Origin of the sequence: Micromonospora sp. NPDC005254 (assembly GCF_042872525.1) — a bacterium.
GTDB lineage: Bacteria > Actinomycetota > Actinomycetes > Mycobacteriales > Micromonosporaceae > Micromonospora.
Genome location: NZ_JBIAKM010000001.1, coordinates 243,015 through 255,640 on the forward strand (window position 1 = coordinate 243,015; position 12,626 = coordinate 255,640).

The following is a 12,626-nucleotide window of genomic DNA, read 5'->3' on the forward strand; positions in this document are numbered from 1 at the left end:
GTGCCTGCCGCCGCCCGTCGCCGTCCGGTGCCGCCCGCCGCCGCCCGCCGGCCTCGGCGCTTCACTCCACCCAGGAGCCGCCGCGCAGCACCCGCACCACGTTGAGGTCGTCGTCGAGCACGACGAGGTCGGCGCGGAGGCCGACCTGGAGGGCGCCGACCCGGTCGCCCAGGCCGATGGCGCGGGCCGGGGTGGTGGCCACCATCCGGGCGGCGTCGGCCATCGGGATCCCGGCGTGCACCGCGTGCCGCAGCGCCGCGTCCATGGTCAGCGTGCTGCCGGCGATCGCGCCGTCGCGGGCGAGCCGGGCCACCCCGTCGGTCACCGTGACGGCCTGACCGCCCAACTCGTACTCACCGTCGGCCATCCCGGCGGCGGCCATGGCGTCGGTGATCAGCGCGACGCGGTCCGGGCCGGCGGTCGCGGTGGTGAAGGTCAGTATGCCGTCGTGCAGGTGCACCCCGTCGGCGACCAGTTCGCAGATCACGGTCGGCGCGTCGAGCAGGGCCACCACCGGGCCGGGCTCGCGGTGGTGCACGGGCCGCATGCCGTTGAACAGGTGCGTACCCACGCTCGCGCCGGCCGCGATGGCGGCGCGGGTCTGCTCGTAGGTGGCGTCGGTGTGGCCCACGGCCGCTACCACGCGGTGGGTGGTGAGCAGCTTGATCGCCTCCAGCGCGCCGTCGCGTTCCGGGGCGAGGGTGACCATCCGGATCGCGCCTCGACCCAGCTCGATCAGCTCGGTCAGCTCGTCCGTGGACGGGTCGCGCAGATACTCCGGGTTCTGCGCGCCGCAACGGGCCGCGGAGAGGTAGGGGCCCTCGAAGTGGACGCCCGCCAGTACCCCCTCGTCGACCAGCGGCGCGAACGCCTCGGTGGCCGAGCGCATCACCGGAAAGGGCGCGCTGACCAGGCTGGCCAGCAGCGTGGTGGTGCCGTGCGCCAGGTGGAAGCCGGCCGCCGCGCGCGCCTGGTCGGCGTCCCCGGTGGTGAAGGTGTGCCCGCCGCCGCCGTGGGTGTGCATGTCGACGAAGCCCGGCAGGATCCAGTGCCCGTCGCGGACCGACGGATACTCGGCCACGGCCGTGATCCGATCGCCGTCCCACTCGACGCAGCCCTGCCGGATGACACCGGTCGGGGTCACCACTCGGCCGTTCACCCGTACGGTCATCGCTCCTCCTGATGGTCAAGGACGCGGGCGGCGTCCGTGTCCCGGACGCCCGCGGCGTCCAGCGCGAGCAGGGCGGCGCCGAGGCAGCCCGCCTCGTCGCCGAGGGCCGCCGCGACCACCCGCGGCTCTCGGTGGAAGGTCATCCGCTCGTGCAGCGCCGCCCGCAGCGGGCCGAGCAGCCCGTCGCCCGCCTGGGCCAGGCCACCGCCGAGCACGATCGTCGACACGTCGAACAGCGCCTGCCCGGTGGCGAGGCCGTCGGCGAGGGCCTCGACCGCCTCCTGCCAGACCTGGACGGCGAGGGGCTCACCGGCGGCCGCTCGCTCGGCCACGATGGCTGCCGTCACGGCGGCACCGGGTGTCCGCACCGCGCCGTCGCCGGCCAGCTCCGTGTAGCGGCGGCCGATCGCGGCCGCCGAGGCGATCGCCTCCAGGCAACCGGGCCGCCCGCAGCCGCAGCGCGGGCCGTCGGGACGGACCATGATGTGGCCGATCTCCCCGGCGGCGCCGTGCGCGCCGACGGCGGCCACGCCGTGGACGACGTGCGCGGCGGCGATGCCGGTGCCGATCGCCACGAAGAGCACGTGGTCGGCGTCGCGCCCGGCGCCGAGCCGGGCCTCGGCGAGACCACCGACGCGCACGTCGTGGCCGAGGGCGGTGGGCAGCCCGAGCCGCGTCACCGCCAGGTCCCGCAGCGGTACGTCCCGGAAGCCCACGTTTGCCGACCAGACCGCGACCCCGCGTGCCTCGTCCACCACTCCGGGGACGGCGATGCCGATCGCGACCGGGGTGAGGCCGTCGGCTCGGGCCTTGCCGATCAGCCCGTCGGCCACGTCGAGAATGGTGTCGATCACGGCGGCCGGGCCACGCGCGGCGTCGGTGGGGTGCCGCTCGGTGCGTACGGCGACGCCGTCCGGCCGGACCAGGGCGCACTTCATGCCGGTGCCGCCGACGTCCAGCGCCACGACCACCCGGTCGTCGCTCACGGCACCGCTCACGCCAGCACCACGGACCGGCTGAGGTGTCGGGGCGCGTCCGGGTCGAGGCCCCGGCTGGTCGCCAGCGCGACCGCGAAGCGCTGGGCCAGGATCAGGTCGGCCATCGGGTCCACCGGCGTACGACCGGCAGACCAGCTGCCGAGCACCGTGCGCCAGCCGTGCGTACGGCTGTGCACGAAGGCCGCGCCGGTGGCGGCCACGTCCTCGGGCAGCCCGTCGGGCAGCTCGCCGAACGCCCAGACGAGCCGGCCGGGCGCGGCGATCGAGATGGGGCCGTGTCGGTAGTCCATCGCCGGGTACGCCTCGGCCCAGAAGGTGGCCGCCTCGCGGCACTTCAGCGCGGCCTCCTGAGCGAGGCCGACCGTCCAGCCCCGACCGAGGAAGGTGGCCTGCTCGATGGTGGCCGGGTCGATCGGCAGCGGGGAGCGCACCGCCACCTCGGCGTCGGCGGCGAGCGCGGTCACCGGGTCGCCGAGGTGCGCCCGGAGCAGGGCAAGCGCGGTCGTCGCGAAACGGGTCTGCACCACCGACCGCTCGTCGGCGAACGGCATGGTCACCGCGGCGGTGGCCAGGTCGACCGCCGGCGCGGCCGGGTCGCCGACGATGACGGTGGTGGGTGTACGCCCGCGCAGCGCGGCGAGCAGATCCAGCACCTCGGTGGTGGTGCCGGAGCGGGTGATCGCGATCAGCCGGTCGTAGTGGCGGCCGGCGGGGAACTCGGACGCCTGGAACGCGTCGGTCTCGCCCTGGCCGGCCTGCTCACGGCGGGCGGCGTACGCCATCGCCATGAACCACGACGTGCCGCAACCGACGACGGCGACCCGCTCGCCGGGGCGGGGAAGGTCGCCGCGCACGACGCGGGACAGCTCAGCGGCCTCCCGCCAGCAGTCGGGCTGGCTCGCGATCTCCGCGTCCACGTACGCCATGGGAAACTCCTCGCCGGGCCGACCTGTCTGCGCAATACGGCTCGTTACACCCGTATTTCGCGCGTTATTCTGCGCGAAGTGGGGCGGCCGTGGCAACCGACCGGCCGATCGCGCAGAACAGCCTTTTGCGCCAGGCTAGTTTCGCGCACTAGTGTGCACGCAATCAATCACCGATCGTGCAGTCACTGGGAGGGCCCCCGAGGTGGACCGGTACGCCAGATGGAACGCCCTGCTGGAGATGCTGACCGACAACGGCCGGGTCAGCGTCGAGGCGGCCGCCGAGCGGCTGGACGTCTCCCAGGCCACCATTCGGCGCGACTTCGACCAGCTCGCCCAGCAGCAGATGATCACCAGGACCCGGGGCGGCGCGGTCGCCAACGGCGTCTCGTACGACCTGCCGTTGCGCTACAAGACGGCCAAGCACTCGGCCGAGAAGCAGCGAATCGGCGCCGCCGCCGCGGCGCTCGTCACGCCCGGCACCGTGGTCGGCCTGAACGGCGGCACCACCAGCACGGAGGTGGCCCGGGCCCTCGCCGTGCGGCCGGACCTGAACACCAGCGCCGAGGGTGCCCAGCTCACCGTGGTGACCAACGCGCTGAACATCGCCAACGAGCTGCTCGTGCGGTCGCGGATGAAGGTGGTGGTGGCCGGCGGGGTGGTGCGCCCGAAGTCGTTCGAGCTGGTCGGCCCGCTGGGCGGTGCGCTGCTGCGTGAGGTCACCCTGGATGTCGCGTTGCTCGGCGTGGACGCGATCGACCCGCAGCTCGGCGCCGCCGCCCACCACGAGGGTGAGGCGGCCATGAACAACCTGATGGTGGCCCGCGCGAAGCGGGTCGTGATAATCGCGGACTCGTCCAAGTTGGGCGGTCATGCCTTCGCCCGGATCTGCCCGGTCGAGCGGGTCGAGACGCTGGTGACCGACTCCGGGGCGGACCCGGAGGTGGTGGACGCCTTCCGGGCGGCCGGCGTGCAGGTCGTCTGCGCCTGATCGGTAACTCTCCGTCGATAAAACGCATCGATCGGCGTGTCGATGCATACCGGGTATTGCGCGGCGCTGCATACCGCGTATGGTGTCGGCTGTCACGCCCACCATCGGGGGAGGTGCAGCTTGCCAGCTGTCCTGGAGATCGAAGGTCTACGTAAGACGTACAAGAGTCGTCGACGCGGCACCCGCAACGCGCTCGACGGCTTCGACATGCGGGTCGACGCGGGGCAGGTGCACGGCTTCCTGGGCCCCAACGGGTCCGGCAAGACCACCACGCTGCGTACGCTGCTCGGCCTCATCCGGCCCGACGGCGGCCGGATGACGCTGCTCGGGCACGAGGTTCCCGCCGCGCTGCCCACCGTCGCCGGCCACGTCGGCGCCATCGTGGAGAGCCCGCAGTTCTTCCCGCATTTCTCGGCACGGGACACGCTGTCCCTGCTGGCCGGGGCCGGCGAGGTGCCCGCCACGCGGGTCGACGAGGTGCTTGAGCTGGTCGGGCTGCGCGACCGCGCGGGCGAGCGCGTCAAGACGTACTCGCTGGGCATGAAGCAGCGGCTCGCCGTCGCGTCCGCCCTGCTGAAGAACCCGACGCTGCTCATCCTCGACGAGCCGGCCAACGGCCTCGACCCGGGCGGCATCCGGGAGATGCGCACGCTGATGCGGACACTCGCCGAATCCGGGATGACCGTGCTGCTGTCCAGCCACATCCTCGGCGAGATCCAGCTGATCTGCGACTCGGTCACCATCATCTCGCTCGGCCGCCGGGTCGCCTTCGGCCCGGTCGACGAGGTGCTCGCCCAGCACTCGTCCGGCGCGGTCCGGGTCCGCCTGGAGGCGGTCAGCGACCTGCCGACGGCCGCCGAGGCCCTCACCCGGGCCGGGGTCAAGGTCGCCGGGCACCCGGACCACCTGATGCTGACCGGCGTCGACAAGCCGGCCACGGTGACCCGGCTGCTCGCCGAGCACAACCTGTACGTCAGCGAGCTGGCCCCGATCGCGGTCGACCTGGAGAGCGTCTTCCTCGAACTGACCGCCACCGCGCCGGTCCCCGGCCAGAACCGCCAGGTCGACGAGTCCATGAAGGTTGGTGGGACGGGTCAGCCCGGCGCCACCGCGGGAGGGTGGGGCGCGTGAGCCTCTTTCGGACGGAGCTGCGCCGGCTGGTCAAGCGGCGCTTCACCCGCTACATGACGCTGCTCGGCCTGCTGGTGCTGGCCGCGGTGGTGGTCGGTGTCTTCTTCACCAATCAGAAGATCGACGCCGGTCAGCTCGCCAAGGCCGAGCGTCAGGCCGACCAGCAGTACCAGGAGCAGATCCGCTGGAGCGAGCAGGAGCGGGTCAACTGCGAGCAGGCCAAGACGGCCGGCACGCCGAACGACGGCGGCCGCTACCCCGACGACTGCTCGATGATCACGCCGCCGTCGCGGGACCAGATCCAGGCGGAGTGGTTCCTGCCCTCGACGTTCAATTTCCGCAAGACGTTCGACGAGACGCTGGTCCCGTTCGCGGCGATCCTCGCCCTGGTCGGGTTCGTCGTCGGCGCCTCCTTCGTCGGCGCCGAGTGGAGCACCGGCGGCATGATGAACCTGCTGCTCTGGCGGCCGAAGCGGCTTACCGTACTGCTCACCAAGCTGGCCGCGCTGCTCACCGGCATCCTGGCGGTGACGCTGCCCGCCGCGGTGCTGTGGTTCGCCGGGTTCTGGGCGGTGGCCAGCTTCCGGGGCAGCACCGAGAAGATGACCTCGGGCGCCTGGCAGTCGTTCGCTCTGACCGGGGTACGCGGCGTGGCGCTGGTGCTGGTGCTCACCACCATCGGCTTCGCGCTGGCCTCGCTGGGCCGGCACACCGCGATGGCCCTCGGTGGTGTCGTGGCGCTCATGGTGGTCGGCCAGTTCGGCCTGGGCATCCTCCTGTCGATGGCCAGCGTGAAGTTCGCCGAGGCGTGGCTGCTGCCCACGTACGCGCTGGCCTGGATGACCAAGAAGGTGACACTGCAGGACTGGAACGCCTGCAACGCCACCTACTCCGGGGAGTGCAAGCCGGACACCATGGACATCACCTGGCAGCAGTCCTCCGTACTGTTCTCGATCGGGCTCGTGGTGATCCTCGGAGCGGCGCTCTGGACGATGCGTCGACGCGACATCTCCTGATCGACGCCAGGGAGTCAACGGCGCGGCCGGCCCCACCGTCGGGTGTTTCCGACGTACGGAGCCGGCCGTGCCGGCTGCTGCGACAGTGGTCGGCCCTGGCTAGGCTGAACGTCATGCCCGCCGACGCCGCCCCGACCGCTCCCGAGCCGTCCACCGACGCTCGTCCGGGCGCGACGGCCGGCGGTGTCGCGCCGAGCGTCCCGACCCCCCGGCCGGCGCCGCCCGTCGAGAGCACCGACGACGCCACGCCGGCCGACGCCGAACCGCCGGACGACGAGACGGCCGCCGAACCGGCCGCGCCCCCGGCGGGCCTGACCACACGCGAACGGGCCATCCTCGCCTTCGAGCAGCAGTGGTGGCGGCACGCCGGCGCCAAGGAGCAGGCCGTGCGGGACACCTTCGGCGTCTCCTCGACCCGGTACTACCAACTGCTCAACGGGCTGCTGGACAATCCGGCGGCGCTCGCCGCCGACCCCGTGCTGATCGGCCGGCTCCGCCGGCTGCGTTCGTCGCGCGCCCGCAACCGCCGTCGCTGACCCCGCCGGCCCTACTTCTTCTCGTACCCCTGCAGGCCGTTGCCGATGGCGAAGAACGTCGGCGCCCACTCGCCGATGAAGATGCCCCACCGGTCCGCGCGTGCCACACCCGCCCGCTCCAGGTGCCTGGAGAGGAACCAGCTGGTGAACGACAGGCCGATGCTGGCGAAGCCGGCCATGTACATGTGTTCCGCCTTGAGCCCCGATTCGTGCAACCGCTTCAACATCTGCGATCCCCCTGTCGCGACGGACGACCCCGACTCGCGTTCCCACCTGCGGAAGCGCAACTCGAAGGCCAGACGTTGTCACGCTACCGCCGGGCCGCCGCCGGCGAACCGGGTTGCCGCGATACCGGATACGGCAGGAATGCAGCCGGGGCGGAGGGGTACGCGGGCTATCGTCCCGGTCGACGTCACGCGGGCCACGGGCCGATGGAGGGAGCAGGCTATGAAGGGCGCCATGCCGAGGCGGCCACGCCGGTGATGCGGGTACGCTCCGCCTCCGCGCCGGCCCCGGGCCGGTCGGTCAACGAGGACCTGGTCTTCCAGTTCGGCCCACTGGTCGGTGTCCTGGACGGCGCGACCGTGCCGGACGGCTTCGACACCGGCTGCGTCCATGGGCCGGAGTGGTACGTCCGACACCTGGCCGCCCGGCTCGGTGTGGCCGAGGCGGCCCGTCCGGCGGCCCGCCTGACGAGCAACCTGGCCGCGGCCATCCTCGCCGTGCGCGCCGATCACGGTGGGCAGTGCGACCTCGATCATCCGGGCACCCCGTCCAGCACCGTCTGCCTGCTGCGCGACTGCGGCGACCAGGTGGACTACCTGGTCCTCTGCGACAGCCCGTTGGTGCTGGACGTCGGCGGGCAGGTCAGCGTGGTGAACGACGACCGGCTGGACACGGCGATGGCCGACCTGCGGCAGACGGTCGCGACCGTGCCGGCCGGTGCGGCGGACCCGGTCACGCGGTTCCGGCACGCGGTGAGCGTCCAACGGGAGCGGATGAACCGCACCCACGGCTACTGGGTCGCTGCCGCCGACCCGGACGCGGCCTTCCACGCGGTGACCGGGACAGCGCTCCGGCAAGGCCCGGCGGCCCTGCGCCGGGCCGCGCTGCTCAGCGACGGCGCGTCCAGCGCGGTCGAGCAGTTCGGGCTGACCGACTGGGCGGGGCTGCTGGACCTGCTCAGCGTCGAGGGGCCGGCCGCGCTGCTGGGTCGGGTCCGGGACGCCGAGCGCGATCATCCCGACCGGCTGCGCCGGCACAAGCCCACCGACGACGCCTCGGTGGTGTTCTGCGAGTTCGGATCGGTCGGGCCATCGGCCAGATGACGACGGAGCGTGAGGAGAAACACCCTGACCGCCCGACCGGCCGGTACCGGTAGCCGGACCGCCAGTGGATGTCCAATGGGGTGGACTTCGGCCGATGAGGCCGGCAGACTGCGGCACGTGGCGGGTGCGGTCCGGCTGGAGCCGGTGGACGAGCGGAATCTGGAGCCATTGCTCTCCGTAGCGGCTGCCGAGGCCGAGCCGGGCGAGGTGATGCCTCCGGTCGAGGCTCCCGCTGGCTGGTCGCTCGCCCGCCGGGAGGCGTTCCGTGAGTTCCACCGGGCGAGCTTCGCCGGCCTGGACGGCCCGACCGGCTCACAGATGTACGCGATCCTCGTCGGCGGCGAGGTGGTGGGCATGATCCGGATGACGCGCTGTGACGAGCCGGGCACTGTGGAGACCGGCATGTGGCTCGGCCTCTCGGCGCGCGGGCAGGGAGTCGGCGCGGCCGCCCTGCGGGAACTGCTCAACCTCGCCGCCCGTGCCGGTATGCGTGCCGTGGTCGCCGACACGACGTCGGACAATGTCGGCGCGGTCGCCGTTCTCGAAAAATGCGGTGCGAAACTGCGCGAGGACGGCGGAAAGGTGCACGCCGAAATCTGCCTCGATTCGACGCCTCCCGCTCTCTGAATCGGCTCTACCCCTTCGTCTTTCTTGGCGTATTCCCTGCTCAGGATCGTCTGAACGTCCTGTCTGCGTCGTTGGGCGTCGTTCTTCCGAATGTCTCTGCGCAGTGCCGACGGAAATTGTCGCAGCGGTTTCGTGGCAATTCCCCGGGGTACTGCCCGCCGGGTCCGCAGATACGGGACGTCTGATCGAGGGCGTGGCGCGCGCTATTCCCCGGTAGCCCTTCTCCGGCCCCTGCGCGGCAGACGCCCCGGACCCACCGGGGAGCGAGGGAGACCTGATGAAGACCGGAACACGAATCGGGCTGGCGGTGGGCTTCGGCTACCTGCTGGGCCGTCGCCGCAAACTGCGTACCGCGCTGACTCTGGCCGCGGCGGTGGCCGCCGGCCGGGCGAGCCGCGACCCGGGCGGTCTGCTGAAACGGGGTGGTGACCTCCTGCAGTCGTCCCCGCAGCTGAGCAACCTGAGTCGGCTCGGCGGGCCGCTGGTCAACGCCGGTCGATCCGCCGCGACCGCTGCGGCCGGCAGCGGCGTCGACGCGCTCACCGGCCGGCTGCGCGGCTCCGCCGACGCGCTGCGCCGCCGCACCGGCGACCAGAGCGGCAACAGCAGCGGCGGCGGCAACCAGGGCGGCAACGGCAACCAGAGCGGCGACGGCAACCAGGGCGGCAGCGGCAACCAGAGCGGCGATCGCGGCGCGACGAGCGACCGGAACGACGCGGCCGGGCAGCGACGGGGGCGGTGACCATGGCGGGAGACACCAATCCGGGCGGCCTCGGCGACAAGCTCCGGGGCCAGTTGGCCGACGAGGTGCGCAACCTGGCCGGGGCGATCGGCGACCGGGCGATGAGCGTGGTGACGGAGCGGATCACCGGCGCGACCGGCCGCCTGAGCGAGTACGCGCGCCAGGGCGGAGGGCCGGGCCTGATCGCCGCCGCCACCGGCGCGCAGAAGCTGGCCGAGGGCGGCTCACCGGTGAAGGCGATGGTGCATGCCGGGGTGGCCGGCGGTAAGGAGAAGGTGATGTCGGCTCTCGGCCGCGTGGGCGGCAAGGGCGGTAAGGGCGGCAAGAAGCAGAAGGTCACCAACATCGTCGAGACGATCGAGGTCGGTGTCCCGGTGCGGGCCGCGTACAACCAGTGGACGCAGTTCGGCGACTTCCCGAGCTTCATGAAGAAGGTCGAGCAGGCGGAGAACGACTCGGCCGAGAAGATGACCTGGAAGGCGCAGGTCTTCTGGTCGCACCGGACGTGGGAGTCGACGATCATCCGCCAGGTGCCGGACCGGCTCATCCACTGGCGCTCGAAGGGCGAGAAGGGCTCGGTCGACGGCACCGTCAGCTTCCACGAGATCACCCCCGATCTGACCCGCATCCTGGTGGTGCTGGAGTACCACCCGCAGGGCCTCTTCGAGCACACCGGCAACCTGTGGCGGGCCCAGGGCCGGCGGGTACGGCTGGAGTTGAAGCACTTCGTCCGGCACGTCATGACCGAGGTGGCGCTCGACCCGGATCAGGTCCAGGGCTGGCGCGGCGAGATCCGCGACTCCCAGGTGGTCAAGGACCACGAGACCGGTCTGCGCGAGGAGCGGGAGCGGCGGGAGCGCGGCCGGGAACGGGGCGGCGAGGCCCCGACCGAGCCGGAGGACGAGGAGTACGCCGAGGAGGAACCGCCCGAGGAGGAGCCGCGCCGCCGGCCCGGCGGGCGGCTGCGTCAGCGGCCGCCCCGGCGACCGGCCGAGCCGGAGTACGACGAGGAGTACGAGGCGTACGAGGACGGCTACGACGAGGGGTACGCGGACGAGCCCGATGAGGAGCCGCCACCACCACCCCGTCGTCGTGCCCCGGAGCGGGCCCGCCGACCTCAGCCACGCGAGGAGCCGCAGCGGCCCCGGCCGCCGGTCCGCCGGGGAGCGGAGCCGCCGCGCCGACCCGTGGTGCGCCGCCGCCGGGAGGAGGGCGAGTGACGCTCGCCTCCGGCGGTGACGCCGTCGGCGGAGCCCTGGAACGTGTGGGCTCCGCCGGCGGGCTCGCCGACGTCGTGGAGACGGTGCTCGACAAGGGCATCGTGATCGACGCGCAGGTGACGGCCGGGGTCATCGGGATCCCCCTCGTGGAGCTCAACGCCCGGGTGACGGTGGCGAGCATCGAGACGTACCTGCGGTTCGCCGAGGCGGTCGACCGGCTCGACCTCGCCCTGGATGAGGGCGAAGGGCTGGCCGGCCTCGTCGGTGGCGTCACCGGCGCGGTCCGGGACGTCACCGGTTCGGTGCGGGGGCTCACCGACGACGCCACCGGCACCGTGCGGGACCTCGGGAGGAGCTGACATGGCGGACGAGACCGGACTGTTCATCTACGGGCTGGTGCCGGCGGACGTGGAGGCGACGCCCGACGCGGCGGGGGTGGGTGACCCGCCCGGCGAGGTGACCGTCATCCGGCACGGTGACCTCGCGGCCCTGGTCAGCGAGGTGCCGCTGGACGCGCCGCTGGGCCGGGCGGCGGACCTGCGGGCGTACCAGGAACTGCTGGACGGGACGGCGGTCGTGGCGCCGGTGCTGCCGGTGCGGTTCGGCACCGTCGTCACCGGCCCGGACGCGGCGCTCGACCTGATCCGGCCGCACCACGACCGGTTCGCCGCGGCGCTCGCCGAGTTCGAGGGCCGGGTGCAGTACGTGGTGCAGGGCCGCTTCGAGGAGCGGGCGTTGCTGCGCGCCATTCTCGACGAGAATCCGACCGCCGCCGGGCTCGCCGACCAGGTGCGGGGGCGTGCCGAGGCGGTCAGCCGGGAGCCCCGCATCCGGCTGGGGGAGCTGATCAGCCAGGCCGTCGAGTTGCGCCGCGAGGCGGAGAACCGGCGGCTGCTCGACGTCACGGCCGAGTACGTGGTCTCCACGCAACTGCGCCCGCCCACCCACGAGATGGACGCGGCCCACGCGGCCCTGCTGGTGGACACCGACCGGGAGGACGCCCTCATCGAGGTGCTCCAGGCGTACGCGCAGGACCGTCGGGGCCTGCTGCGGCTGCGGCTGCTCGGGCCGCTCGCCCCGTACGACTTCGTCGACGCCCACCAGTTGGCGGGCTGACGGTGGACCTGCTCTGGGCGCTGCTGACCCTGCCGTACGCCCCGGTGCGCGGGTTGACCGCCGTGGTCAAGGTGGTGGCCCGGGAGGCCGAGTCGCGTCAGCGCAACCCGGTCAACGTCCGGCGCGAGCTGGAGGAGTTGGACGCCGCCGTGGCGGCCGGCGAGCTCAGCGCCGAGGAACGCGACCGGGCCGAGCAGCGGGTGCTGGACCGGCTCACCGGGGGCGCGGGCCGGCGTTCCGCGGGCTCGGCGCCCGCTGACGGACGATCTCGTGGCCCCGTCCGGGAGAGGGGAGAGCGCCATGACCGATGACGCGAGGGCCCGCGAGCGTGAGCTGGCCGACGAGGAGTACCTGCAACCCGTGTCGGCGGCCGAGGCGGCTCGGGCGGGCCTGCGGCAGCTCGTCGAGTTGACCGGCCGGGAGCCCTCCGTGACCACGTCGCTGGAGCCCATCGAGGACGGCTGGCTGGTCGGGGTGGAGGTGGTGGAGGCACGCCGGATCCCCAACTCGACCGACCTGCTCGGCCTCTACGAGGTGGAGTTGGACATCGAGGGGAACCTGCTCGGCTATCGGCGGGTGCGCCGCTACCAGCGCGGAAAGGGTGAGGTGGGCTGAGATGACCGCTGCGCAGCCGCCCTCGGTGGTGCAGAACTCGGGCCAGGTGCTGCCCGCCGGCCACGAGCCGGCCAACCTGGGCGACATCCTGGAGCGGGTGCTCGACCGGGGCATCGTCATCGCCGGGGACATCCGGGTCAGCCTGCTCGACATCGAGCTGCTGACGTTGAAGCTGCGGCTGGTCATCGCATCGGTGGACACGGCACGCCAGA

Annotated in this window: 15 protein-coding genes and 2 pseudogenes; 13 read left to right on the forward strand and 4 right to left on the reverse strand. The window is 72.8% G+C overall.

Annotation, left to right across the window (positions count from 1 at the left end; all coding sequences use genetic code 11):
• Positions 1–61: 61 nt before the first annotated feature.
• The 3 genes from nagA to ACFYPR_RS01160 are packed head-to-tail and all read right to left on the reverse strand — an operon-like array spanning position 62 to position 3,095.
• The gene (nagA, locus tag ACFYPR_RS01150) at positions 62–1,171 is read right to left on the reverse strand and encodes an N-acetylglucosamine-6-phosphate deacetylase (protein ID WP_354858081.1); all 1,110 of its coding nucleotides are present in this window, start codon (positions 1,169–1,171) and stop codon (positions 62–64) included.
• Complete coding sequence (locus ACFYPR_RS01155; RefSeq protein ID WP_387258250.1) at positions 1,168–2,169, reverse strand: ROK family protein; 1,002 nt, start codon at positions 2,167–2,169, stop codon at positions 1,168–1,170. The genes nagA and ACFYPR_RS01155 overlap by 4 nt, the downstream gene beginning before the upstream one ends.
• A complete protein-coding gene (locus tag ACFYPR_RS01160; protein ID WP_354858075.1) occupies positions 2,166–3,095 on the reverse strand; it encodes a sugar isomerase in 930 nt (309 codons plus the stop codon). The genes ACFYPR_RS01155 and ACFYPR_RS01160 overlap by 4 nt, the downstream gene beginning before the upstream one ends.
• Before the next feature lie 202 nt (positions 3,096–3,297).
• Here ACFYPR_RS01160 and ACFYPR_RS01165 point away from each other — a divergent pair, with 202 nt between their 5' ends.
• The 4 genes from ACFYPR_RS01165 (at position 3,298) to ACFYPR_RS01180 (ending at position 6,766) form a co-directional block, all read left to right on the forward strand.
• Entirely contained in the window at positions 3,298–4,083 is a 786-nt protein-coding gene (locus ACFYPR_RS01165) for a DeoR/GlpR family DNA-binding transcription regulator (RefSeq protein ID WP_007465896.1), read from the forward strand.
• Between the two features lie 120 nt (positions 4,084–4,203).
• A complete protein-coding gene (locus tag ACFYPR_RS01170) occupies positions 4,204–5,214 on the forward strand; it encodes an ATP-binding cassette domain-containing protein (protein WP_354858073.1) in 1,011 nt (336 codons plus the stop codon).
• The gene (locus ACFYPR_RS01175; RefSeq protein WP_355064393.1) at positions 5,211–6,230 is read left to right on the forward strand and encodes an ABC transporter permease subunit; all 1,020 of its coding nucleotides are present in this window, start codon (positions 5,211–5,213) and stop codon (positions 6,228–6,230) included. Before ACFYPR_RS01170 ends, ACFYPR_RS01175 begins: the two co-directional genes overlap by 4 nt.
• 113 nt (positions 6,231–6,343) lie before the next feature.
• Positions 6,344–6,766 carry a DUF3263 domain-containing protein gene (locus tag ACFYPR_RS01180; RefSeq protein WP_354858068.1) on the forward strand — a complete coding sequence of 141 codons (423 nt, stop codon included), beginning with the start codon at positions 6,344–6,346 and terminating at the stop codon, positions 6,764–6,766.
• 11 nt (positions 6,767–6,777) lie between these two features.
• On the opposite strand, the gene ACFYPR_RS01185 is transcribed toward ACFYPR_RS01180, so the two are convergent.
• Positions 6,778–6,993, reverse strand: coding sequence for a hypothetical protein (locus tag ACFYPR_RS01185; protein WP_234583345.1), 216 nt, complete (start codon positions 6,991–6,993; stop codon positions 6,778–6,780).
• Positions 6,994–7,248: 255 nt separating this feature from the next.
• On the opposite strand from ACFYPR_RS01185, the gene ACFYPR_RS01190 reads away from it, so the two are divergent.
• From ACFYPR_RS01190 to gvpJ (ACFYPR_RS01230), 9 genes and pseudogenes are all read left to right on the forward strand, one after another.
• The gene (locus ACFYPR_RS01190) at positions 7,249–8,094 is read left to right on the forward strand and encodes a hypothetical protein (RefSeq protein ID WP_355064395.1); all 846 of its coding nucleotides are present in this window, start codon (positions 7,249–7,251) and stop codon (positions 8,092–8,094) included.
• Between the two features lie 117 nt (positions 8,095–8,211).
• Positions 8,212–8,721 carry a GNAT family N-acetyltransferase gene (locus ACFYPR_RS01195; protein WP_354858066.1) on the forward strand — a complete coding sequence of 170 codons (510 nt, stop codon included), beginning with the start codon at positions 8,212–8,214 and terminating at the stop codon, positions 8,719–8,721.
• A 277-nt stretch (positions 8,722–8,998) separates the two neighbouring features.
• Entirely contained in the window at positions 8,999–9,463 is a 465-nt protein-coding gene (locus ACFYPR_RS01200) for a hypothetical protein (protein WP_387258253.1), read from the forward strand.
• Positions 9,464–9,465: 2 nt separating this feature from the next.
• On the forward strand, positions 9,466–10,683 hold the full coding sequence (locus tag ACFYPR_RS01205) for an SRPBCC family protein (protein WP_387258254.1): 1,218 nt from the start codon (positions 9,466–9,468) through the stop codon (positions 10,681–10,683).
• Positions 10,680–10,895 (forward strand): annotated as a pseudogene (gene gvpJ / locus ACFYPR_RS01210) (gas vesicle protein GvpJ); the annotation flags it as partial. The gene ACFYPR_RS01205 and the pseudogene gvpJ (ACFYPR_RS01210), both read left to right, overlap by 4 nt.
• A gap of 148 nt (positions 10,896–11,043) precedes the next feature.
• The gene (locus ACFYPR_RS01215; RefSeq protein WP_363939083.1) at positions 11,044–11,799 is read left to right on the forward strand and encodes a GvpL/GvpF family gas vesicle protein; all 756 of its coding nucleotides are present in this window, start codon (positions 11,044–11,046) and stop codon (positions 11,797–11,799) included.
• 2 nt (positions 11,800–11,801) lie between these two features.
• On the forward strand, positions 11,802–12,110 hold the full coding sequence (locus tag ACFYPR_RS01220; protein WP_387178042.1) for a gas vesicle protein GvpG: 309 nt from the start codon (positions 11,802–11,804) through the stop codon (positions 12,108–12,110).
• Entirely contained in the window at positions 12,100–12,414 is a 315-nt protein-coding gene (locus ACFYPR_RS01225) for a gas vesicle protein (protein WP_355135673.1), read from the forward strand. Before ACFYPR_RS01220 ends, ACFYPR_RS01225 begins: the two co-directional genes overlap by 11 nt.
• 46 nt (positions 12,415–12,460) lie before the next feature.
• Positions 12,461–12,616, forward strand: a pseudogene (gvpJ, locus tag ACFYPR_RS01230) (gas vesicle protein GvpJ); the annotation flags it as partial.
• Positions 12,617–12,626: the final 10 nt, after the last annotated feature.